General features: G+C 39.7%; 19 protein-coding genes. 13 read left to right on the top strand and 6 right to left on the bottom strand.

The features are described 5' to 3' along the window. Nucleotides 1–75: 75 nt before the first annotated feature. From ADHAQ_RS0119140 to ADHAQ_RS0119090, 9 genes are all read left to right on the top strand, one after another. Entirely contained in the window at nt 76–1,716 is a 1,641-nt protein-coding gene (locus ADHAQ_RS0119140) for an ABC-F family ATP-binding cassette domain-containing protein (RefSeq protein ID WP_026464316.1), read from the top strand. A 457-nt stretch (nt 1,717–2,173) separates the two neighbouring features. Beyond that, nucleotides 2,174–3,133, top strand: coding sequence for a bestrophin family protein (locus tag ADHAQ_RS0119130; RefSeq protein ID WP_026464315.1), 960 nt, complete (start codon nt 2,174–2,176; stop codon nt 3,131–3,133). A 324-nt stretch (nt 3,134–3,457) separates the two neighbouring features. Next, nucleotides 3,458–3,964, top strand: a complete 507-nt coding sequence (locus ADHAQ_RS0119125) for a hypothetical protein (RefSeq protein ID WP_026464314.1) — start codon at nt 3,458–3,460, stop codon at nt 3,962–3,964. 83 nt (nt 3,965–4,047) lie between these two features. Then, entirely contained in the window at nt 4,048–4,569 is a 522-nt protein-coding gene (locus ADHAQ_RS0119120; RefSeq protein ID WP_071781134.1) for a PEGA domain-containing protein, read from the top strand. Between the two features lie 500 nt (nt 4,570–5,069). Then, nucleotides 5,070–6,113: an alpha/beta fold hydrolase gene (locus ADHAQ_RS26305; protein WP_051360034.1), complete on the top strand. Its 1,044-nt coding sequence runs from the start codon at nt 5,070–5,072 to the stop codon at nt 6,111–6,113. A 103-nt stretch (nt 6,114–6,216) separates the two neighbouring features. Further along, a complete protein-coding gene (locus ADHAQ_RS0119105) occupies nt 6,217–7,014 on the top strand; it encodes a PhzF family phenazine biosynthesis protein (protein ID WP_026464312.1) in 798 nt (265 codons plus the stop codon). A 5-nt stretch (nt 7,015–7,019) separates the two neighbouring features. Then, nucleotides 7,020–7,466, top strand: coding sequence for a DUF1572 family protein (locus ADHAQ_RS0119100; RefSeq protein WP_026464311.1), 447 nt, complete (start codon nt 7,020–7,022; stop codon nt 7,464–7,466). Between the two features lie 268 nt (nt 7,467–7,734). Next, on the top strand, nt 7,735–8,724 hold the full coding sequence (gene rlmF, locus ADHAQ_RS0119095) for a 23S rRNA (adenine(1618)-N(6))-methyltransferase RlmF (RefSeq protein WP_026464310.1): 990 nt from the start codon (nt 7,735–7,737) through the stop codon (nt 8,722–8,724). 410 nt (nt 8,725–9,134) lie between these two features. After that, on the top strand, nt 9,135–10,037 hold the full coding sequence (locus ADHAQ_RS0119090; RefSeq protein ID WP_026464309.1) for an NAD-dependent epimerase/dehydratase family protein: 903 nt from the start codon (nt 9,135–9,137) through the stop codon (nt 10,035–10,037). 448 nt (nt 10,038–10,485) lie between these two features. On the opposite strand, the gene ADHAQ_RS0119085 is transcribed toward ADHAQ_RS0119090, so the two are convergent. Continuing rightward, complete coding sequence (locus ADHAQ_RS0119085; protein ID WP_026464308.1) at nt 10,486–12,162, bottom strand: pectate lyase family protein; 1,677 nt, start codon at nt 12,160–12,162, stop codon at nt 10,486–10,488. 204 nt (nt 12,163–12,366) lie between these two features. On the opposite strand from ADHAQ_RS0119085, the gene ADHAQ_RS26300 reads away from it, so the two are divergent. The 3 genes from ADHAQ_RS26300 (at nt 12,367) to ADHAQ_RS0119070 (ending at nt 14,616) form a co-directional block, all read left to right on the top strand. Continuing rightward, the gene (locus ADHAQ_RS26300) at nt 12,367–12,918 is read left to right on the top strand and encodes a GNAT family N-acetyltransferase (protein ID WP_169728014.1); all 552 of its coding nucleotides are present in this window, start codon (nt 12,367–12,369) and stop codon (nt 12,916–12,918) included. A 125-nt stretch (nt 12,919–13,043) separates the two neighbouring features. After that, nucleotides 13,044–13,541 (top strand): hypothetical protein, encoded by a 498-nt coding sequence (locus ADHAQ_RS0119075; RefSeq protein ID WP_026464307.1) that lies wholly within the window; start codon nt 13,044–13,046, stop codon nt 13,539–13,541. 181 nt (nt 13,542–13,722) lie between these two features. Continuing rightward, on the top strand, nt 13,723–14,616 hold the full coding sequence (locus tag ADHAQ_RS0119070) for a phytanoyl-CoA dioxygenase family protein (RefSeq protein ID WP_084523908.1): 894 nt from the start codon (nt 13,723–13,725) through the stop codon (nt 14,614–14,616). A gap of 85 nt (nt 14,617–14,701) precedes the next feature. Here the strand turns inward: ADHAQ_RS0119070 and ADHAQ_RS0119065 are convergent, their stop codons facing one another. Continuing rightward, nucleotides 14,702–15,016, bottom strand: coding sequence for a hypothetical protein (locus ADHAQ_RS0119065; RefSeq protein WP_026464305.1), 315 nt, complete (start codon nt 15,014–15,016; stop codon nt 14,702–14,704). 101 nt (nt 15,017–15,117) lie between these two features. Between ADHAQ_RS0119065 and ADHAQ_RS28210 the strand changes: the two genes are divergently transcribed. Next, nucleotides 15,118–15,300, top strand: a complete 183-nt coding sequence (locus ADHAQ_RS28210) for a hypothetical protein (RefSeq protein ID WP_157433463.1) — start codon at nt 15,118–15,120, stop codon at nt 15,298–15,300. 606 nt (nt 15,301–15,906) lie between these two features. On the opposite strand, the gene ADHAQ_RS27375 is transcribed toward ADHAQ_RS28210, so the two are convergent. The 4 genes from ADHAQ_RS27375 to ADHAQ_RS0119035 all read right to left on the bottom strand — a co-directional run bounded on the left by ADHAQ_RS27375 (nt 15,907) and on the right by ADHAQ_RS0119035 (nt 24,235). After that, nucleotides 15,907–18,084, bottom strand: coding sequence for a T9SS type B sorting domain-containing protein (locus tag ADHAQ_RS27375; RefSeq protein ID WP_026464304.1), 2,178 nt, complete (start codon nt 18,082–18,084; stop codon nt 15,907–15,909). 445 nt (nt 18,085–18,529) lie between these two features. Further along, nucleotides 18,530–19,828 (bottom strand): sensor histidine kinase, encoded by a 1,299-nt coding sequence (locus tag ADHAQ_RS0119045; protein ID WP_026464303.1) that lies wholly within the window; start codon nt 19,826–19,828, stop codon nt 18,530–18,532. A gap of 13 nt (nt 19,829–19,841) precedes the next feature. Beyond that, nucleotides 19,842–21,263, bottom strand: a complete 1,422-nt coding sequence (locus ADHAQ_RS0119040; protein ID WP_034256926.1) for an alkaline phosphatase PhoX — start codon at nt 21,261–21,263, stop codon at nt 19,842–19,844. A 365-nt stretch (nt 21,264–21,628) separates the two neighbouring features. Further along, a complete protein-coding gene (locus tag ADHAQ_RS0119035; RefSeq protein WP_034256925.1) occupies nt 21,629–24,235 on the bottom strand; it encodes an MGH1-like glycoside hydrolase domain-containing protein in 2,607 nt (868 codons plus the stop codon). Nucleotides 24,236–24,469: the final 234 nt, after the last annotated feature.

Raw genomic sequence — 24,469 nt, 5'->3', positions numbered from 1 at the left:
TAGCATAACTGCCTTTAAAAGCTAAGGCAATAGGGAAATTCCTAGTATCTTTGCAGCCAAATATTTAAATAGCACATGATTTCAGTTGACGCGGTAAGTGTTGAGTTTAACGGTTCAGCCCTGTTCAGCAACATTAATTTTAATATCAATGAAAATGACCGGATTGCCCTAATGGGTAAAAACGGAGCCGGAAAATCTACTTTATTAAAAATTATAGCCGGTGTTAGTAAACCCAGCCGGGGCAAAGTATCAGCCCCTAAGGATGCGGTAATTGCCTATTTGCCTCAGCACTTACTTACCGAAGACAACTGTACGGTATTTGAAGAAGCTTCTAAAGCTTTTTCAAAAATTCTGGCTATGAAAACCCAGATGGAAGACCTGAATTTACAGTTAGAAACCCGTACAGATTACGAGTCGGAGGAATACAGCCAGATTATAGAACAAGTTTCAGAGCTAAGCGAAAAATATTATTCTATTGAGGAAATAAACTTTGATGCCGAAGTAGAAAAAACTTTAAAGGGCCTAGGTTTTTCCCGGTCTGATTTAAACCGCTCTACCCGCGAGTTTAGCGGTGGCTGGCGTATGCGGATTGAGTTAGCTAAAATCCTGTTACAAAAGCCGGACTTAATTTTATTAGATGAGCCTACCAACCATTTGGATATTGAATCGATTCAGTGGTTAGAGGATTTTCTGAAAAATAACGCCAAGGCGGTAATCGTTATTTCCCATGATAAAACCTTCGTAGATAATTTAACCAACCGGACGATTGAGGTTACTATGGGCCGCATCTACGACTACAAAGTTACCTATACCCAGTATTTACAACTGCGCAAAGAGCGCCGCGAGCAGCAACAACGTCAGTTCGAAGACCAGCAAAAAGAAATTGCCGATATTCAAGGTTTTATCGACCGTTTTAAAGGCACCTACTCCAAAACCTTGCAAGTGCAGTCGCGGGTAAAAATGCTGGAAAAAATTGAAATTATTCAGGTAGATGAAGTAGATACTTCGGCCTTAAGTTTAAAATTCCCTCCGGCTCCGCGTTCCGGTAATTATCCGGTTATTGTAGACAGCCTGACGAAAAAGTACGGCGACCATGTGGTTTTCCAGGATGCTTCCATAACCATTGAACGAGGCCAGAAAATTGCTTTTGTTGGAAAAAACGGAGAAGGTAAATCTACCTTGGTGAAAGCCATAATGGGTGAAATTGATTATGAAGGAAGCTTACAATTGGGCCACAATTCCATGATAGGCTATTTTGCCCAAAACCAAGCTTCTTTACTGGACGGAGAATTAACCATATTCCAAACTATAGATCAGATTGCAGTTGGTGACATGCGTACCAGAATAAAGGACTTATTGGGAGCTTTTATGTTTAGCGGCGACACAGTTGAGAAAAAGGTAAAAGTACTTTCGGGCGGTGAGAAAACCCGTTTGGCTATGATAAAACTATTGCTACAACCGGTAAACCTATTAATTCTGGATGAGCCTACCAACCATTTGGACATTAAAACCAAGGATATCCTAAAAGATGCTCTTAAAGCATTTGATGGCACCTTAATTTTAGTATCGCACGACCGGGACTTCCTGGATGGTTTGGCAGAAAAAGTTTTTGAATTTGGCAACAAGCGTATTAAAGAACACTTCGAAGATATAAACGGCTTCCTGCGTAACAAGAAAATGGAAAACCTGCGGGAAATTGAACGAACTGCTAAATAAGGTTCTACCACATAATATGTAACTTTAATAGCATTTCACTCAAAAATAAAAGGAGCTAAAGTCAATACAAAATGGCTTTAGCTCCTTTTAGTTTTAACCAGCCTTAGCGGAAGAGACAAGAATATAAAATAAGCTTCAAAAGCTCATAAAAGCAGGAATAATCTTATGGGTTCTGTCTGCACCCATATAATGAAAATTTCAAATTATCCAGAAGTAATAATCAGTAAAGAAGAGAGTATGGCAAATTCGGTAGCAATAGATGTTACATCACAAAACTTTAACACAATTAGGCTGATGGCTAACTATTTTAATTTAAAGTAGTCATTTAACAAATTCCCTACTAGGCTAATAAGAATCAGCATTTTACTCCCTTTATCCTATTTATATTAAACCTGTTTTTTGTCACCTACCCGAACAAATAAGATTATATTAAGGTAAAGGCATTAAAACTTTAATTATGCTGGTAAGAAGAAATATAACCTGGAACATGATTCTCCACTACACCTGGAAAAGCATGTTGTATTATATTTTACTCGCTATTGCGGTGTATCTATTACATGATTTTTATAAGGTACTAAAATTACATATTCCTTTTACTGCCATCACAGCTTTAAGTACGGCACTGGCTATTTTTCTGGGTTTTAAAACCAGTAATGCCTACGAGCGTTGGTGGGAAGCCAGGCAAATTTGGGGAGCATTGGTAAACTATAGCCGGGCCTGGACCCGACAGGTTATTACCATGATCATTCCTGCCAATAACGAGGAAGCCTCAATAGTTAAAGCCCACCAGTCCCGGATGGTGTACCGGCATATTGCATTTGTGCACGGGTTACGGGTTTTTTTACGGAAGAAACACGTGTATAATGATCGGGGCAAGGAAGAAATTTCTGAGGAACCCAATGAGTATTCAGATGCAAATGCTTTTATAAGTGCTGATGAGTATGAAGCTTTTATTCACAAACAAAACCCACCCAACTTTTTACTGGAGCAACAGGGCAAAGACTTGCAATTAGCTTTTAACCAAGGCTGGCTGTCCGATTTCCGGTTTGTAAAACTTGAAGAAACGCTCGTTGAATTTAATAATATTCAAGGCCGTAGTGAGCGAATAAAAAACACACCATTTTTGCGGCAGTATAGTTTCTTTTCCAGGGTGTTTGTTTTTATTCACGCTTCGCTTTTGCCGTTTGTATTTGTAGAAGACCTGAGTTGGGCCAGCATACCGGTATCTGTTATTATCTCTTTTGTCTTTTTATGCCTCGATTTAATAGGAGAAAGGTCTGAAGATCCCTTTGAAAACAGGTTGGAAGATGTGCCGCTAACAGCACTAAGTTTAACCATAGAAACAAATGTGAAAGAACAATGGGGCGATACTAACTTCCCGGCCAAAAAGGATGCTCCCGACGGCATTGTATTGTAGATATAGTTGGATTAAATTGTCCTGATTTATTTGATAATTGGCTGTTCACCATAATAAAGAGAACGCCATAAATATTACTGACTAAAAAAAGATAACAAAAACTTAAACGTCAGGAGGAAAATAAGTAAAAGTAAAGTATGTTATAAAGCAGGATAAAGAGGCTCCTATTGAGGGGCCTCTTTATTTTTTGTACAAACAGTCTGAATAGTGATTTTAATATATAGTATATTCGTTAATGTAGTTCCATATATCTGACTAACGGTAGTTGGATAACCGGAACAAGTTTCGTTTAGCCATTAGTTAGTTCTTATTAAAACACTATTTATGAAGTTATCTCTTTTAACATTAGCTTTTTTTATGCTAATTAGTGGTGTTTTAGCCCAAAAAAGAAAATGGGAAGTAGTATCAGGAGTAGGACTCCCTGATTTAATTCATATAGGATTAAATAAAAATCTTACTACTAGAAGTTCTTTAGGAGCTAATGTAGGATTTATTCCAGCCTCGTCAAAGATGCGTCAGTTGACCTTTGAACATAAGCTAAATTTCAAATATTCAAGAAAATTTACCAATCAACCTACGTGGTATTTTGGCCAAAGGGTTACCGGCTTTTATGAAGATAATGGTGAAATAAAATGGAGAACCATCTATTTAACCCCTAATATAGGTAAACATATAAATATATCTGATAAGTTTGGATTGAACGCTGACATTGGAACATTCATACAGATATGGCAAAAAATTAAAAGAGACCAATATTGTTTTGATTGTGATAGTGATGTGCGTTTTTTTGTTTTGCCAAGTATAAGAATTCAAGTGTTCTATAAATTATAGCTTTAACTACATAAAAAAAACAAGAACTAACACTGGCTAAAAAGCATTTTAGCCGCGGTCCGTTATGTAACATTCAAAACAGAATGAATAAGAAAAATCAAACAATAATGCCAAAGACGATTGCGCTGTTATTAACTGGTTCAATTTTATTAACAAGTTGTGCAAGCACGACACTGATACAATCAAACCCAAGTAATGCAAAAGTTTATCTTAATGGTGAACCAGTAGGAACAACACCTTACACTCACCACGATACAAAAATAGTTGGCAGCACGACTATGGTTAAATTAGAAAAAGAAGGTTATAACCCTTTACACACTTCCTTTTCACGAGATGAAGAAGTTGATGTTGGAGCAATTATTGGCGGAATTTTCGTTTTGGTTCCCTTTCTTTGGACAATGAAGTATAAGCCTACCCATACTTATGAATTGATGCCAAGTTCAAGTAACGAACCAACAACAATTAAAACCAATCCACAGCAAGATCAGAAAAAATCAAAGGCTGACAGGCTTAGAGAGTTAAAGCAACTACTTGATGAAAAGGTAGTAACTCAGGCAGAATTTGAAAAAGAAAAGAAAAAAATATTGGAGGAAGACGAAAAGTAAACGTGGCCTAACAGCGGCTACCCGCAAGCAAAAGTTTAGTGCTTATTAGAAAGTTCTGCGGTGAATACAAAACCCCGATCGGAATTAACAAAAAATAAAATTATGATATGGAAGGAATTATAAAATTATTCGGAAGTTTGATGGAGGGTATGGCTATGTTTTTTAACAGGAAGCATGCCAGCAAAACTTACCAAGATCGAACAAAGAATAAACAGAAATAATATGAATCGTTATTTCTGTAGTTAATTACCTAAATATCCCTTGGCACAACAAAAACCTAAATACTATAAATTGGATCAAAATGTTGAGACCTACCGGTATGTTGAAACAAGTCAAAAAACAGGCAATGTTGTCATAAACATTGTAGAATAATAAAAATGCCAGCCGCTAACGACAGCTAAAGCTCAACCTTAGGCCGACGTTTTACAGAAACATTGCAGCCAATTTGAATCACACATTACCAATAGTACTTAATCAATTATTTCGCAACTTTACTTAAAATGAAGCATACCTTTTTCCTAGTTCTATTCTTTTCTGTAATATCCTGCGGGTTAGCCGCACAAGCTAAGCCAATCAACGAGGAAAAGTTTGTCACAATTGGTGGCATAGAGCAGTGGGTAACCATCAGCGGGGAGAACCAATCCAAACCTGTTATCCTGTTTTTGCATGGTGGGCCTGGCAGCACGATGAGCCAGTACGATGACGCCATTTACGGCTACTGGAAAAAAGACTTTGTTCTGGTGTACTGGGACCAGCGAGGGGCAGGCAGAACCTTTGGCCGCAATGCCCCCGATCCGGTAACCGAGGATTACTGGATGGAGAACCCTTTGACTCTGGAGCGGATGACAGCCGATGGGATTGAGCTTGCCGAATACCTGGCCAGGCACCTGGGCAAGCGAAACATAACTCTTGTAGGAACCTCCTGGGGCTCTGTGCTTGGCGCCAAGATGGCTCTTGCGCGCCCGGACCTTTTCTCTGCCTATATAGGCCATGCCCAGGTTGTAAACTTCTACGAAGGATTTGCACACGCTTACAATAAAGTGTCTAAAATGGCCCAGGACGCCAAAGACCAGGAGTTGTTAGATAAGCTGAAGGAATTGGGCCCTCCCCCCTATGAGAATGCCCGAAAAGAAGGTCAGCTAATGCGTGTCATTAAAAAGTACGAAAGGCAGAACTCCACACCAGCCCCCGCCTCCTGGTGGAAGTTGGCCAGCTCCTATGATAATGAGAAGGACGCTAAGGACAGATATAACGGCGACGATTATTCTTTCCTTTACTCTGCCGGCCACAAAAAGATGGGAATAAAGTCCATGATGGCTGGAGTGAATTTCATGAACGATGGTTTGCGCTATAAAATACCAGTCTTCCTCATTCAGGGCGAGGAAGACATCTTGACTCCTAAAGAGCTTACCAAAGCCTACTTCGATAAACTGAAGGCTCCGAAAAAAGAGTTTGAACTGGTGCCGGGTGCCGCACACGGACATAACCAGGCAGTAGTTGACGCGCAGTACCGAGCAGTAAAGAAGTCTTTGAACCTCCAATAGTAAACCTGTTAAGCAAAAATAACTGTTTACCACATCACCTAAGAAGCACTAAAGCGTGCCATAGCCCAACCGTTGTGGCCCATAACGCTAATAAATATTAACAATGCATATATATTTTGTAGATTCATTTACCAGTCAAAAGTTTAAAGGTAATCCTGCTGCTGTTTGTTTAGTAGAAAGGGAATTGGACAATGAAACAATGCAAAATATTGCCGCGGAAATTGGGTTTTCGGAAACTGCATTTATCCAAAAAATAGCTAACAATACTTTCAGCATTCGATTTTACACCCCAAAAAAAGAGATTCCATTATGCGGCCATGCTACATTAGCATCGGCCAAAATAATTTTTGATGCCGTTAACCTGGATCAGATAAGCTTCTTCAATTGTGAAAACGTTGAATTACGGGTTAAAAAAAAGGATAGCAAAATTGAAATGCAATTTCCCATTTACGATACAGAAGCATTTGAGGTACCCAAAACTTTAATTAATGCCCTCGGAATTAACCAAATAGTAAACTCCCGGTATAGCCCTAAAAATAAAATTATTTTAATTGAGATTCATGATTCAGAAACCTTAGCCCAGCTACAGCCGGATTTTCTTGCTTTAGTTCATTCTTATAGCGGCATAAATGGCGTTTTAGTAACCGCTTCTTCTGTTGATCCCGAATTTGATTTTCAATATCGCTACTTTTGGCCATGGGCTGGTACTAATGAAGACCCTGTAACAGGTGGAGTTCAAACATTTCTGACTAAGTATTGGGCAGAAAAATTAAATAAAAATGAATTAAACGCTTTCCAATCTTCAAAAAGAACAGGTAAAATGACTACAAAACTTTTTGATGATTACGTTTTGATATGTGGCGAGGCTGTCACTGTATTTGAAGGTCAATTTAAAGATTAATCACTATGTTAATTGAAACCTTAATTGCAATTTTTACCCGAGATTTAAACCGGCTACGAAGTGAAATAACATCTTACCAAAAGGAAGAAAACATATGGAAAGTGGATGGAGACATTGCTAACTCAGCTGGAAATCTTTTTTTACATTTAATAGGCAACCTGAACACCTATATTGGTAAAGAAATCGGGAAAACAGGATATATCAGAAATAGGGAATCAGAGTTTTCATTAAAAGATGTACCGCGCCAGGAATTGTTAACTAAAATTGATGACACCATTGAGGTAATTAGTAAATCAATCTCCAACCTGGATGAAAGTACGTTAACAAAAGAATATCACATTTTAGTATTTGATGAAAAAACCTCTACTGAATACTTGTTGGTTCACTTGGCTACTCATCTCACCTACCACTTAGGACAAATTAACTACCACAGGAGGTTAATCGATAAATAAAGTAACCTAAAGTTTGTTCCTTGTTAACTTTAGCCATTGCTTGTTTTAGTAGGTACCTTTACCCTCTATGGCATAGGCCATTAATGATTGCCTTCTTTATTAAAGGATTATTTGTGGCAATTAGACAACCTATAATAGCATAGGAGTGAATTATATAGAATCTTTAAAAGAGAGGATGCATTAGGATGTTTATAAGTTAATTGGCTTAAAACAGGTTATTACAGGTTCAGGCTTTTAAAAAGTAAGTATCTTTGGGAAAAAGGAATATATGCGCACCGATAAGAGAGAACATCCGAAAGAGAAAACTGAGTTACACCCCCGTAACAAACACCGTCGGCGCTATAATTTTCATCAGTTAATAAAAAGTTGTCCGGACCTGAAATTCTTTGTAAAGCTGAATGAATACAAAGATGAAACCATTGACTTTTTCAATCCTGAAGCGGTAAAAATGTTGAATTGGGCTTTGTTAAAGCACTATTATAATATCAATTACTGGGACATTCCGGCTAATTATTTATGCCCTCCTATACCAGGCAGAGCAGATTACCTGCACCATGCTGCCGATTTGTTGGCCAGCTGTAACCAAGGAGACAAGGTTGGCAAAATACCCAGGGACTCTGGCATAAAATGCCTGGATGTAGGTGTGGGAGCCAACTGCGTTTACCCCATTATAGGGCATACCGAGTATGGCTGGTCTTTTGTAGGTTCAGACATAGACGCCATTTCTATAGAATCAGCGAATAAAATAATAGAAATGAACCCGGCTTTAACGGGGCAGGTAGAATGCCGGTTGCAGCCCAATAACAAACATTATTTTATCAACATCATCCAACCGGGCGAGCGGTTTGACCTGACTATCTGCAACCCTCCGTTTCATGCTTCGGCTGCAGAAGCTCGCGCAGGTACTTTTCGAAAAGTAACTAACCTGACCCAGAAAAAAGGAGCAAAACCACTCCTTAATTTTGGTGGCCAAAGCAATGAGTTGTGGTGCATGGGTGGAGAAAAAAATTTTGTAACCAACATGATCAGGGAAAGCCGGCAATTTGCAAATTCCTGCTTCTGGTTCACCACGTTAGTATCTAAAAGCGCTCACTTAAAAACCGTTTACAAAAGCTTGCAGGAAGTAAAGGCAGTGGAGGTAAAAACCATTGAAATGAGCCAGGGCAATAAAACCAGTCGCCTGGTGGCCTGGACTTTTCTGCCTCCGGCAAAACAGCAGGAATGGATAAAGGAAAGGTGGAAAAAATTGAAGCGCTAATAAACTATCAGGAAGGTTTAAGTATTGTATTTTTTATGCATGGATTACTTTTTTAAATTTATAATTAGTATTAAGCAGAACCAGAAACAGTAGATTTCCTTATACCTCAGTTACGGGTCGCAAACTTATTCAGGAAAGATTAAGCTCATAAAATTCAGTAAAAAGAATACTATCAACGATGCTATTCCTTCCCCCTAACAAAATATTAATAGCCAACCTGAAAAATGCATTTGATAAGTATTGAAGGGATAACCAGGCCTACTAAGGCATCAATAAATCATTACCAGTCATTAAACATAACATTTCATAATTTCTATATTTGTAAACACGACGGGTGCAAATGAGCTGGTATAGGCAACGCACACGTAATAGCTGGGGTAAAGTAGAATCATTATTAAACAGGAAACAACATGACTAAAAAGCGAATATTTTTTACGGGAGGTTCGGGAAAAGCAGGCAAGCACGTAATCCCTTACCTGCTTGAGCAAGGCCATCGGGTAATGAATGTCGATCAGGTGCCTTTGCATTACCCAGGGGTAGATAATCTGATAGCTGATATTACCGATTCCGGCCAAATGTTTAATGCCATGAGTTCGTATGCCGGACTAGATGAGTTGGAACCAGGAAATGGCGTACCACCATTTGATGCGGTCGTACATTTTGCGGCTGTGCCCAGAATTTTGATTAAACCAGATAATGAAACCTTTCGGGTTAATACTATAGGCACTTACAATGTAATTGAAGCAGCTGTAAAACTAGGTATTAAAAAAATAATTATTGCTTCTTCAGAGACCACCTATGGTATCTGTTTTGCCGACGGCAGAACCAACCCACATTCACTGCCTTTGGAAGAAGATTATGATGTTGATCCGATGGATAGCTATGGCTTATCTAAGGTAGTAAATGAGAAAACAGCCCGTAGCTTCCAGAAACGCTCCGGCTATGATATTTATGCACTTCGGATTGGAAATGTAATTGAACCTAACGAATACGCTGAACTGTTTCCGCATTATTTCCAAAACCCGGAAGTGCGTCGCCGGAACGCGTTCTGTTATATTGACGCGCGTGATCTGGGACAGATTGTAGATTTATGTTTGCAAAAAGATAGCCTTGGTTATCAGGTTTTCAATGCAGGCAATGATCATAACGGTGCCATTATTCCAAGTAAAAAATTGGCCGAACAGTTTTTCCCTGGTGTACCCGTTACCCGGGAATTAGAGGAACATGAAGCATTATTTTCCAACCGCAAAATCCGGGAAGTGCTGGGATTTAAAGAGCAGCATAACTGGCGGAATTACGTGAAGGGAGACTAACTGCCAATTGAACAAGATTAAAAAAAAACTTAATTCCCAAGGAAGAACTTGCCTTAATTTAGGTGCCAATGAATATTCTCTCTTTCGTTCACAGGCTAAATTTTAGCGATGAACTGAAGGAAACTGGCAAGATGTATATATCAGGGAAGTTTATTAGGTTTATATAGACTGCCATCAATTATAAATTTAAATAAGTGCGGCCTTTGTCAGTAGATAGTTTTATGTTTTCTTTCCCCTCTCCTCCAATACAGCCATTACTATAAATTATAAAGGTCGTCCTAGTATTGATAACAGAACGACCTTTATAATCTTCTATTCTGATACAAACGTTGAGGTGTTGAATAGATACGGATTCCTTACCCATCCGGAAAATCAAATAAATATTTATTACGGTTGCTTTGGCTGAAGTTAAATATTTATCGTCATTTCAAACCTTTAGTATACTGAATTAGGGCTTTTTAAGCAGCACATCTTGATTGGTGGTAACTTTTACATCTTTAAACATAAATGGGTTATCACTGATCCGTAAGGGTTTGCCGCTGGCTACGGTTACATTTTTTAGAACAACTTCCTTTGTCCTGATATAAGGAAACTTCTCTATATAAGAACCGGCCCTCATATCTGGGTTAAAATTTGCAAAAATGGTTGTTCCCTGATAATCGGCCGTATGTTTGGAATCATCGATATGGAGGTTTTCGATAGTAACCCGTTCCGGCATATAAGAAGTGTAGCCAAAATCATGCTGACCGGAATTAGCCCCGCCTATCAGGCTGGCGCTGGTGGGTTTGCCACCTGCGGGCACGAAAGTGCAGTTGCGAATAAAGACTTCTCCCTCCCACGTACTGCCGTAGTCAGAGCGCAAATTAATGAGGTTCCTGCCGTAGATAGTAGAATTTTCTACCGTTAATACTCCGCTGCCGATGGCGTTGATGCCCTGGTGGCCTAAGGAAGAGTTACGGATGGTGGCATTGGCAACTCCCATATGGGCATCGAACCTGGAAAAGGTACAATTATCATAAACCAGGTTCTTACAATAGTTTGACGCCATAATTCCCCAGTACTTGCTGTCGTTAATATCATTTGTCTGGCGGCAATTGACAAAAGACACATTGAGGGCCCGGTTAAGAGAGATGTCGTAAGTACCCATAGAAACCGGAGCTCCCGCTGAGCCAATGGTCTGGTACATCTTGTGTCCGGTCAGGAGGGTGTTTTGAACTGTTACATAGGAGCAATCGCCAATAATTATAAACCCATGATATGGAGCCCCGTTGTCTCCTTCGCCGGTTACCCGGTGCTCCAACCCATTTACCAGAACGTTTGATCGCCTGATGGCAATGCCCCTTCTGTAGTAGTTGTACTTCGATTCTGCCTGGTTGGCGATGGTGGTAAAACGTCCTCCGGAGATGGTCAGCTTTGTTTCGTCGATGGGGAGGGCAGTAATTTCTGTTATTTGATCGAAGTCCCAGATAATCGGGGCATTCCTATCCACATTCCCGTTTTTGTCCACCATAAAAATATCCGTCTGTTCGGCTCCATTGTCCTGGTTCAGCCCTAGCCGGATGTAACGTCTTATCTGGGAATTGGTAACGGTAACCAAGCAGGTTCCGGGTAAAGAGGCATTAATTTTCTCCTGGTTCCTCTTAAGTGAGGTAATTCCCGCCAACTTGAAAGGCTGCAGGTTAGAACTGACCACGAAAATAGGGGCTGAACGGTTTTGAACACTGGTATCGTCAATAATAAAGGAAGCCGTACCGAAATCAGTGTCTGTCTGGATAACCGCCGGGCGGTTCTTCCCACTGATGTAATAAGTAGCCCCTTCGTCGGCTTTCACAGAAAGCTGGTGCTGATTGGCGTACGCATGGGTTCCAGCAATGGCGTCTATAGCATCGGTCTTACCATCACCCTTGGCGCCGAAGTCGCTATAGCGAACTGACCCGGTAGCTTTAAATCTACTGGCATCCTTTGGAGATACATTAATTAATATTTCTCCCTTTTCATTGGTGCTGACTTGGGTTTTATTTTTTGTAGAAGTTATTATTACCTTTTCAGACGGGCTTTTGGCCTGCCCTTGTGCCGTACTGAATACAGTGGGAAATAAAAAGAAGAATAGAAGTAGGTATCTCATTAGGTAGAGGGTTTAATACAAATTAACTTTTGGGAAAATCAAAAAAACCTAAAAATCTAAACTTGCAACGAAAGGTCATCCTATGCCAGAAATCCACCAGCATAAGGGCCAACTATTTTAAAAATAATCACTATTCAGATAAGTTTTGGGTTTGAAACTTAATATACTGAATTATATCTAATGTATGTTTGTGTTTTCTGGAACATGAATAACCCTAATATGAAAATTATTACCCAAACTTCCCGCTTAATTATCCGTGAATTTAAACCTGAAGAAGAACACCTTTTTTTAGATATAGACGGAGATGATCAACTTACCAAATATATTCCCAAACGGACTGTTCAAGAAAGCAAACAAGTCTTTGCCAAAACTTTAGGAGAATATACTAATACCAGTGGTTTAGGTAGGTGGGGAATATTTAATCACGAAGATACCGATTTTATTGGCGTGTGTTTTTTGAAACCAAGCGAATACGACCAAAACAGAATTGAACTGGGATATAGATTTCATGTGAAATATTGGGGTTCTGGAATGGCAACAGAACTAGCCAAAGCCGTTGTTGCTTATGGCTTCGATCAGGTAAAGTTACAAGAGATTAATGCTGTAACTCATCCAGATAATGCTGCTTCACAACGGGTTTTAAGTAAGGTAGGATTTAAATATTATAGTGACGTTTTTTGGTACAATGAAATGGTGCCTTTATTCAAAATAAATAAGGCAGAAAAGAACAGCGATTTGGCTGGTATTACATATTAATACTTGCGTATTCTTTGTTAGGCTTAAATGTATCTTCCATTAAAAAAGCAAAACTAAACAATAACAATAATGCGCAAAACCAATTTTAAATCAGCACGTTAGCATACCTTTACACGTCCTTCTTTATGAGAAAATACTTAATTACAGTATTGACTTTAAGTGCCACTCTGGCATGGGGACAGAATCCTTTTTTAAGGAATAACATTTTTTTTGAACTAGGGGGTAATGGCGTTTATGGCTCCTTAAATTATGAACGGCAACTGACAAAACAGCCAGGATTAAGTGCCAGATTTGGAATCGGTACGCTTCATGGACAACGGGAAGGTATTAGTGATCCACTTACTTATTGGTTGACTATTCCAGTTAGTATTAATTATTTAGTGAATCTTAAAAACAATCAGTCTTTTATAGATGCAGGTCTTGGAGCAACCTGGACACCCCTGGAACTTTACTTTAAACTTCCTAAATATCCTGAAAGGAAAGGGTTTATAAATTATTTTCCTAGCATTGGCTACAGGAGATATACTTCCAAAAATTTAATGTGGCGCATTAACTTTACACCTGTCTTTTTTGAAGACTTTTTTTTACCATGGGCCGGTATTTCTATTGGCAAAAGGTTTTAAAAAGAATAAAACTTTTGCTAACACAAAAAATATACATTTTAAATGGCTGACCTACCTACTCGCCAGAATTGATTTTCTCTCTACCAGGTACGTTTGATTCCGTAACAAAACCCCTACCCGCTCGTTTGAAAAAGCTATAGATCATTGCCTGAATTATTTGTAGAATTTTAGCGGAAGGAAAATGGAAAATACTTGGCAGGAACAGCAAAACAACGGAACCGCAGTTTTAGCGGAGCCCTCTAAAATAATAAACCCTATTACCTCGCAGTATGATATTGCCCAAATTATGGGCGGCTTGTATGGCGATGGCATTATTGGTCTGAAAGGCGCTTTCCGGCGGGAATGGGCTGCCCAACTGCATGAAGACCTTTTACGCCTCTATGCCGAAGCTCTGGAACGACCGGGCGGAGCCGTAGGCCGTGGTCCTAAACGCCATTATGTAGAAATACATCCGGAAGATATCCGGGGTTTTATAGAGCTGGCCACGCACCCCTGGGTAACTACAGTTTGCGAAACCATTTTAGGACCGGAATACAAAATTGTAGAAATCGGTTTTGATGTGCCTAACCCGGGAGCTGTAAACCAGCCCTGGCACCGCGATTTTCCGGCTCCTGAAGATACCATACACGGCCGGAGGCTTAATTCCCTGGCTTTTAATCTTACTACTGTAGATGTAGAGGAAGACATGGGTCCTTTTGAAATTGCACCCGGCACACAATGGGATTTACCTATTAATTTTGACCATGAAATGTTCCCGCCTAAAGACCAATATGAACGATACGAAAGCCGGGCGCAACGTAAATTCCCACAAATGGGTGATATATCCGCCCGGTCGGCGCTTACCATTCATCGCGGAACGACTAATTATTCTAATAAATCACGTCCGGCCCTCGTATTGGGCGTAGATGCACCAGGAGCAAATAATGCCGAGCGACACGATTTGCAGGTTACCCGCGACTACTACGAAAGGCTTCCGGAATATTTACGCCAGCACCTGACTTGCCGCATAGTAGATAAACTTGAACCAATTGTACAGGCTCATACCATTGAAGGTTTGATGATGGGTGAAGCTTAGTAACCTGGAAGTTAAAAAGAAGAGGGCCGATCTGATGATCGGGCCTCTTCTTTTTAACTGATTTATTTCACTGAAACAGGTAAGGTTATTTTTTCCGGCTTTTTCCTTTTTTACCTAAACCCTTTATTCCTCCTTTGCCTTTCATCGTAACTTCCGCGGTAAAAGTGCCGGCTGCATCAAATGCTAAACCCATTACGGTGCTTTCAGTATTCTGTATAGCCACTAAATAATTGCCTTCACCGTTTTTGAAAGCTTTCACAAGCGTGGCTCCAGCATAGTTAGTAGAAATATAACCTGTAATTGTTGCCGGCAAATCAGCTACCGCTACTTCAGTACCATGTACTTTTTTAGAGCTTTTTTCGCTTACAAAGTTACCACTAGCATTAAACACTAAACCCACACGGGAGCCATCCTATTTTTTTACGTGCAACACAAAACTACCATCCCCAGTAGTGGCGGCCCGCTCAATGGTAGCATTAGGATAATTTGTAGTTACATAATTTGGTAACTGTTTCGGGTAAGTCGGTAGCAGGCACCTCCGTTAGCCCACAGCGGTTGCCCTTGGTGGTTCCGGCAGCAACAGTTGGATCGTTTACCGTGCTAGCGGTAGCTAACAGCACCACGACTGTAGCAGATAAATCTGCAGCTGTGGAATTACTTCATTCTGGTCGCAACTGGCAATAGAAAGCATAAGCCCCAACGAAAGGGCTAAAATAGATTTTAGGTTCATAAATTTTGTTTTGGTTTTAAAGGAATAGTTATAATTAAAGTATCAGGCCGGCCATACTGGTAAAAATTAATTCATAAGCAATATCTCTGTTCATTGGTGTAATACTGAATCCTTATATAACCATTACGCCCGCTTTTGCGGGCTACGTTGCCTCATGGAATTAAAATAATATTTTTTTGGGCTTCGACCTATACTAAATAATACGCTGGCCTGTTAAGCCCCCGTTGCCTGGGTAAGTAAAAATTGTTATTTTATTTGTAATGCCCGATGTACACAATCTTAATTAGCTGGCAGAATGAGGTTTATTTTAATAAGGCCAGGAGATTAAACTGAAACATATTTTTTATTTAAAAAGTGTTTCAGCCCCAGTTACTCCTGCTTGCAACACCAGATTTATCTTTAGAAGAGACCAATGAATATTTAATTGGTAAAATAAAATACCCTTTTGTAAATGTATTCTCTGGCCAACATAAACAACTTCAAAAGCCTAATTACTTTTATAGCTGGCCTTATTGGCCTTGCCGGATATAAAAATAATCTCGGAAAATACCTCAGAAAATTTATCTTACTTTGGTAACAGTACCTTTAAATTCTTTATCGGAAAAAGCAACAATATAATAATAAATGCCATCGCCTACATTGTTGCCATCCCATTTAAACTGGCGGTCATTGCTTTTAAACACTAATTGGCCCCATCGATTAAAGACTTTTATATCAGAGAAAACACTTTCACAAAAATTTGGCGGCAATGTTGGCATCTCAAAAAAATCATTCAGTCCGTCATTGTTGGGGGTAAAAATGTTGGCGGGAACAAAAGTGGCCGGCGTTTCATTAAATACCTTAAAAGTAACGGAAATGGTTTGCGGCGGGAAAGGTTTACAAGTTTCTTCTGCCACCATAAAATTTACTTTAAATTCATTTTTATTTTTAATGCTACAATCCGGCGACCAGGAAAATAATGAATTAGCTTTTCCTTTTCCCGACACAGCCTTGAAAACCATCCCATAATCAGCTAAATTAAAGCCATCGCCCGAGGCTGTTAACCTTATCAGATCTAAATCAGGATCTGCCGAAAATATACTATCCGAAAAATCAGCCCCAAATAAAATTTCATAAGTGCGGTTGGCCAAATCAGCGGTAATGGTTGGGCTTTGGTTTGCATAATCAGGTATTACTTCAATGGTGGTAGTAGCTATTACTACTTTGTCGCAAACAATGGTAGTAGCTTTAAATTCTAATAAGTAAGAACTCTGATTTAAGGCCTTGCAATCTATAGGCCAGGTGAATTGGCTGGTGGCTCGTCCGGGATTGGAAGCTGCCGGAAATTTAATGTTTTGGCTGGCTACATTAAAGTTTTGTCCCAACAAACTTAAACTTACCAGGTCATTGTCAGAGTCTAACCCGGTTACCTCAAAGGATAAGGTTTCACCCATTCGGGGTTTAAACACCATGGTACCCGCCGAGGTAGAAATAGTTGGTGGGGCATCCATCACTGGCTCTATCAGGAATGCCACCTGAATGGTATCTTTTTTAGGCAGGCTGCAGCCATCATCCGATAGGATAAAATCTATATAATAAACCTCTCCTTTGGAGTCCAGGCAAGGACTAAAACAAACTGAGGTTTTTAAAGAATCTATCCTTCCATGCCGGTTTACCATTCCGAAAGTAATATTTAATAATTTTTCAGTGCTGGCAAAATTTACAGGTTTGGCTTCAATGGTCAAATTTTCATCGATATCTGTATCTGATAAAAATAAGTTCAGGCAACGGTTATCTGCAGTACCAATCTTAATTACCTGGCCTTCCTGGTAAAACGTTTTAGCACCGGGTGCTTTTACATTAACAGCAGGTTTATTGTTCTTCGGACAGTTTAAAACTAAAATCTGGAAATCGCGCCTTACCTCCCCTATTTTAACTTTATTACGGTATTCCGAACACTTAACTCCAAAAACAAACAAGCCTAATTGGCTGGGCCTGACCGACAAAAAACCACCTTGAGGCGTTATAGAAATGGCAGGATTTCCAGGAATTTGGTTATTTAATCCTATTCCGGATATCCACCGAACGGGAGCGTAAGGTGCCGGTAAAGCTACCGGTGCAGCATTATTCATACTACTCCATCCGTTCAGGGGCGTGACCATTTCATATACCAATGAATCTCCATCCGGATCGGTACCTCCAAAATTATAATAAAACAACTCATTTAAGCAGGCATAATCACTTACCGGCGCAAATAATTCGGGGGAAGAGTTACGAAAAACCTGGCCATTTCTGGAGACCGCGGGAAACTCCAGGTAAAAAGCTTGACCGGCTACGCCCGGGTTTTCAATATTACTGATTACGCCATTCCGGCAACACCGCTCCCAAACCATGTAATAGCCATTCGGACTAGTATAGATGGATTCGGACAAGGTAACATTTTGAGTATATACTATTTTATTAGTACTCAAGGAGCCACTGGTACAGGCTAAAAAGGTATATGGCACCGGCGACTCCTGGGGATTTCTCATAGTAATATTGGTTATCCGGATATTCGTACCTTTTTCAAAAATTGAGACAAATATAGTAGGATCAATTGCGTCCCGATTACCATTCATATTATCAAAATACATATTTAATGTAATTTGATAATTGGACCCAGCCAAGTATTTTAGTTGTAATTCACCGCCCACAATGTGCGTGGCGGAAGCAGATAAACACCAGAATAGCAGCAACAAAGAAAGTAAAAACTGCTTCATACAATGACTAAATGGTAAACAAGACTTGGAGCTAAGCCTCATAAATAAATTTAATTAGTTTCCAGCAGTTTTATCCTATAATTTCCATAATTTTTAAAACCTTAGGTTCCAGAAATTCTGGATGTAAAAAACCTATATTTCATCTAGTAAAAAGTACAGACAAATTTAATTCAGGAACCTTGAACGTAGCAACTTTATAAAAAGGCAGGTGAACCTATATAAATTTTTTAACAAGTCGGTGCCAGGAACTTATTTAAAATCAAACCAACCTGTGTTTATAAAATATTACTACAAATAAGTAAACGGCTTAGTACCCAATAAGCAGTAAAAAGCATTTCTCATCCTAGTTTCCACCTTTTAGGAATAAAAAAATAACTGATTTAAAATGGGAAAATCAAATTACCAGATCAGGTAGAAAGGGTTTAACTAAAAAATAACGTAACAGCTAATTAAGACAAAGCGGGATAGAAAAATAAAAGGTAGTTCCCTGGCCAGGCGCGCTTTCGAACCATATTTTCCCATTCTGGGATTCAGCAAATTCTTTACACATAACCAGGCCCAGGCCTACCCCTTTTTCCCGGCTAGTACCATAGGTCGATTTTACATGTAAAGAGAATATTTCCGGTTGTTTTTCATAAGGAATGCCCAATCCATTGTCTTTTACCATTAACAAACAGTGTTCATTATCCTTTTTAGAGGCTTTTACCATAATTTCGCCAGTAGCCGGGGTAAACTTTATGGCATTGGTAACTAAGTTCCGGATTATGAGCTGCAACCGGTTGGCATCCGCCTGAATATGTAAATCCGGGGCAATGGAATAATTAAGCGTAATTCCTTTTTTACTAGCTAATTGCTGCTGGCTCACTAAAGTAGGCTCTAGGGTACTATAAACATTAGTTTTACTTAAAATTGTTTCTTGTCCATCTATTTGGGATTTAGACCAGGAAAGCAAGTTTAAAAGCAATTCCTGTGTATTTTTTGTAGTCCGTAATAAATGGGTCCTTACTTTCAAGCGTTCTTCTTCGGTTAAATCTTTTTCGGTTAGCACCTCCAGGTACTGCTGAATTGTGGTAAGTGGAGAACGCAGATCATGGGATATGATTGAAAATAGCTTTATTTTTTCTTTATTGGCATGTTCCAGCGCCAGCGCTTTTTCTTCGGATGATTGGCGCTCCAGAGAAAAGTTTTTACGGATATAAGCTGTTCCGGTGTATATCAGCAATATAGAAATTACATAAGCAGAAATCACATCGGTAAATTGACTGAACCTGCTTGCGTAAGACTCTTTAACCCAGCCCGGATGCAGGTAATCAAAAGTTAAAAGCGAAAGGACGATAAAGAGGTTAAGCAATATCCAATAAGGGTATTGTTTGGCTGGTGAAACCGCAATGAGCAGGAAAAAAGAAAGCACCAATAACAACAGCGTGGGGCCGTTTAACCCAGAATTATAAAAATAATTTACCGCAAACAACAGGTGGATTATAACTCCCGAAATAATAATACTGAAATTAAGCTTATCCTTAAACCGCGCCAAGTAATACAAATAAGATTGGACCAGCAACAAACCAATTGATAGCCCTGCGGAAACCGGCAGTCCTACATAAAAATTAAAAGGTATATGATAGGCAATGGCAATTAAAACAACTACACAAATAGAATTAAAAATACGGCTTTCCAACGAAAATTTATTGGGTTCTCCAATGAGGTGTTGCCAGAAAGCGTTTATAGAAGCTAATACTTTCAAAGTAAAAATAACATTAAGCCGGACTTTTCCAGGGGCCGGTTATGGCAATTGTTAAGCCGGGATTTTGAATATTAATAAATAAGGTTTTTCCAGATGGCGAAAATACTGGTCCGGCAAATTCTGAATCCGGATAACCAATATTCTGCGCAATAACATAAACTTCTCCTTTGGGTGTAATTCCTAAAATGCGGGGATTGGAAATATCTTCACATATTATTACATCGCCCCAGGGACTTATAGTAAGGTTATCGCATTTCTGAAAAATTTCAAAATTGTTAGGCTCCAGGAATAATTCCAGTTTGCCTGGCTCTTCCTGCTCCCGTGGATGCCCTTCGTATTTACTGGGTTCATAGCGAAAAATTTGTCCTTTGGCATTTTCACCTCCCGATGTACAGGCAAAAAATACTTCTTCTTTTCCGTACCAAATGCCTTCCATATTGGCAAACCGGGCTCCGCCCTGCTGAAAGCCGCGCAACCGTAAATCATTATTAGGAGCTTCTACCTCATCTAAATCCAGCCATTCTACCGCAAATGATTTTTTAATTGGGAATTTATCGGTGCTTAAATCTGGCCAATTACGGGTATCGGCACTTTTCCAGTCCCGCAAGGAAAGGCATTGCAATTTACCCCCTTGTTGCAGCTGACCGTATTTTTTGGGTTTAAACCGGTAAAACAGGCCATCTGCCATATCTTCGGTTTGGTAAACAATACCAGTTACGGGCTGAACGGCTACCGCTTCATGAACAAATCTGCCCATTGCTTTTAATGGAATTGGTTGGGTTAAGCCATTTGCTGCAGCCGGAACTTCAAAATTATAACCATGATCTTTTTCCAGCACCCCAATGGAATCATGAGGGTTAACCTTATCATTCGCTTTTAAACCAGTTTCTTCGCAGGTAATCCAAGATTTCCAGGGGGTTATTCCGCCAGCGCAATTCCGGATAGTGCCCGCTAAACTTAAGAATTGTTTCTCAACCCTTTGGGTATTTTCATCATAAAGTAAGGTAGTAGTGCCACCCATACAAATTTGGGTACCCTGCCCATAATCATAGATCAGATTCTTATCAACTTTATTTACCAGGCTGTTATCCGTTCCATAGGGCCCCAAAGTAGACCCGGGAGATAGCTCATGATTTCGGATAAGGGCAACTTTCCCGGGCGTATTTTCAAAAGCTCCCATACCATCAAAATAACCTGGTGTAATTAATTGATCACTCATGGTCTCGCCTTTCTGGGAGATAACTTTACAAGAAAAGCCGCTGGGTAAATTTAGAATACCGTTGGCATTGTTTCCTAATGGTCCATAACCAACCGCCAAAGTACCGTAGGCTTGCAGCGGGATAACGGCGGCCTTAGCCGCTAAATGCGTTAAACCCATAAAACCCAGGCTAACCAATCCAGAGCTCTTTACAAACTGACGACGACTTATAGCCATGCTATGAATTTTTAGGTTTATTGTTGGTCAATAATAACCCTCTTATCTGGATATTATTTCCAGCTAAATTTTAAGGCCTAATTTAAGTTAAAATTTAATTAGTCGCCTATTTATTTGAACTTAATAAAGAAATAATAATACGTTTTTTCAGGAGACTTCACAAGCTACATAATGAGATTAAATCAGTATAATCCTAGTCAGTATAATCCTAGGTAGAGCTGAAATATCAAAACCTATAAGCAGATAAAAAAAGAATCCATCCGCAGACTTTGGGATGGATTCTTGTAAGAAGTTAAACCATTTGTTTGCCACAGTCATTATTTATTCCTGACCTGCCAAGAAATAATAATTTCGGCCTTTTTTATTTAATCTTCCAATAACAAATTGGCAATTAAAGCTGTCCAACCGGTTTGGTGCGAAGCACCCAAACCTTGTCCGGTATCGCCGTGGAAGAATTCATAAAACAAATGCAAATCCCGGAAATGCTCGTCTTTGCTATATTGAGCATGGTTACTATGGTACTGGTATTTCCCTTCCGTATTTTTTTCAAACAACTTTAAAAGACGTTTGGTTAACTCCTGGGCAATTTGCTTTAAATTTAATTTATTGCCGGAGCCAGTTGGGAATTCGTACACATAGGTATCACCATAATATTTATAATATTTCTTTAGTGACTGAATAATCAGGTAATTTAGGGGCAACCAGATAGGACCGCGCCAGTTGGAATTACCTCCGAACATAGAAGAAGTACTATCGCCGGGCTCATACTGAATTACATGGTGCCGGTCCTGGTAACCAAATACATACGGATGCTCGAGGTGGTATTTAGATAAGGACCGAATTCCATATTCCGACAAGAATTCATTCTCGTCTAGCAAGCGCTTCATAACATTTTCTAACCGGAACCCCCGCATAATGGAGAACAGGTGATTGCCGTTTTCATTCTGTACCTCAATGTAAGAGATTAACTGGGCCAGGTCGGCGCGTGTACGTACAATACCCATCACCCGCCGTTTAAACTCCTGCATTTGCCCGAATAGTTGCCCATGAATAATTTCAACGGCCAATAACGGAATAATGCCTACTAAGGAACGTACTTTTAGCCGCTCACTTTTACCATTATCTAATAATACGGCATCGTAATAAAAGTTGTCTTCATCGTCCCAAAGCGAAATATTGTTTTCACCTATGTTATCCATGGCCCATCCGATACTCAGGAAGTGGCGGAAAAATTTAGCCGCTGATTCCTCGTAAGCCGGGTTTCTTTTAGCCAACTCTAAAGATATCCGCAGCATATTCAGGGAAAACATAGCCATCCAGCTGGTACCGTCTGCCTGTTGCAGGTTTTTAATGCCAGGCGGCATTTGGTTCCGGTCAAATACCCCGATATTATCTAACCCTAGGAAGCCTCCTTCAAACAGGTCGGTTCCGGTAACGTCTTTTTGATTTACCCACCAGGTAAAGTTCATCAACAATTTTTGGAAGGCTCTTTCCAAAAAATCCCAATCTGATACGCCGGTTTTCTTTTTATCGGTTTCATAAACCTTCCAAACCCCCCAGGCGTGTACTGGTGGATTTACATCGCTGAAGTTCCATTCGTACGCCGGAATCTGCCCATTGGGGTGCATGTAATATTCCCGGAGCATCAGCAACAACTGTTGCTTGGCAAAACTAGGATCAATGTGGGCAAAAGAAGTAGCATGAAAAGCCAAATCCCAGGCTGCATACCAGGGATATTCCCACTTATCCGGCATCGAAATAATGTTCCGGTTTGTCAGGTGCTGCCAGTTGCTATTTCGTTTATGGTTGCGGTAAGTAGCCTTATCGTTGTGCTCCCCGTTCAGCCATTTGTAAACATCAAAATAATAAAATTGCTTAGTCCAAAGCAAGCCGCCAAAGGCGCGTCTGATAATTCGTCGCTGCGGAGAAGTAAGTTTGTCGGTATAAATAAATTCCTTGTAGTACCGGTCTGATTCTGCTAACCGCTTGGCAAAGATAGCATCAAAATCATGCCATGGGTTTTCTACCCGGCTACGTTTTAGCCGTACCCGAAATACCTGAGATTTACCTGATGGAATATCTGCCTTATACCAGATAGCCACCTTGGTTCCTTTTTTCTGAGGATTTATAGTGGGCCGTTGATGTACTATAAAATCATTAATGCCATCCTTTACAAACGGAAACTCATTAGATGATTTATAAATACGCTGGTTATTGGTTTCGTTTTCACAATATAATTGCTCTCCCCCTTCGTGGTACATAAAAAACACCCCGTTGCGTTTAGAGCTGGTTTTTACACAGTTATCCTTTAACGAAACCAGTTCAGGCCGGGAAAACTGTGGGTTGTGCTTCCAGTAATTGCGAAACCATAAATGAGGCAGTACATGAATAGGAGCAGTTTCCGGTCCCCGGTTATGTACTGTAATTTTCATTAGAATATCCTGACGACCGGCTTTGGCATATTCTATAAAAATATCAAAATACCGGTTTTCATTAAATACCACCGTATCCAGTATCTCGTATTCCGGCTTCAGGCGATCTATCCGATTATTGTGCACCAGCTCATTATAAGGAAAAGCAGCGTGCGGATATTTATATAAAAATTTACAATACGAATGAGTCGGCGACGAATCCAGGTGATAATACAATTCCTTTACATCTTCCCCGTGGTTTCCCTGCTCATTGGTAAGACCAAAAAGTCGTTCTTTTATTATAGGATCGTTTCCATTCCAAAAGGCCGGAGCCAGACATAATATCTGCTGATAGTCGCAAAAGCCGGCAATTCCTTCTTCTCCCCACCGATAAGCATTACTACGGGCCAAATCATGCGTAATAAAATTCCAGGCATTCCCATCCGGGCTATAATCTTCTCGCACGGTTCCCCATTGCCTTTCGGCTAAATAGGGTCCCCAGGTCTTCCAGTTGCGGTTCCGGGGAGATTGTACTAATCGCTCGTATTCTTTACTAATCATTTTTTTTCAGGCATCAAATGCCAATATAAAGGAAAATTGACGCAACTTTTACACATTACTAAAAGCTGACCCTAATTTTATATAGCAGCAATTAATAAAACACCAGCAAATATCACAAAATATAAACCAAATCAATAAATGGTTTTTAAAATTTATTGTGATTTATAAGAAAAATTAAAAATCTGAAAGAATTAAGATTTTTTAAGGACAGGCTTTAGAAAACCAGAAAGGAAG

This window comes from Adhaeribacter aquaticus DSM 16391, assembly GCF_000473365.1.
Classification (GTDB): domain Bacteria; phylum Bacteroidota; class Bacteroidia; order Cytophagales; family Hymenobacteraceae; genus Adhaeribacter; species Adhaeribacter aquaticus.
The sequence above is the reverse complement of the archived record's forward strand: the minus strand, read 5'-3'. Positions and strand labels throughout refer to the sequence as shown.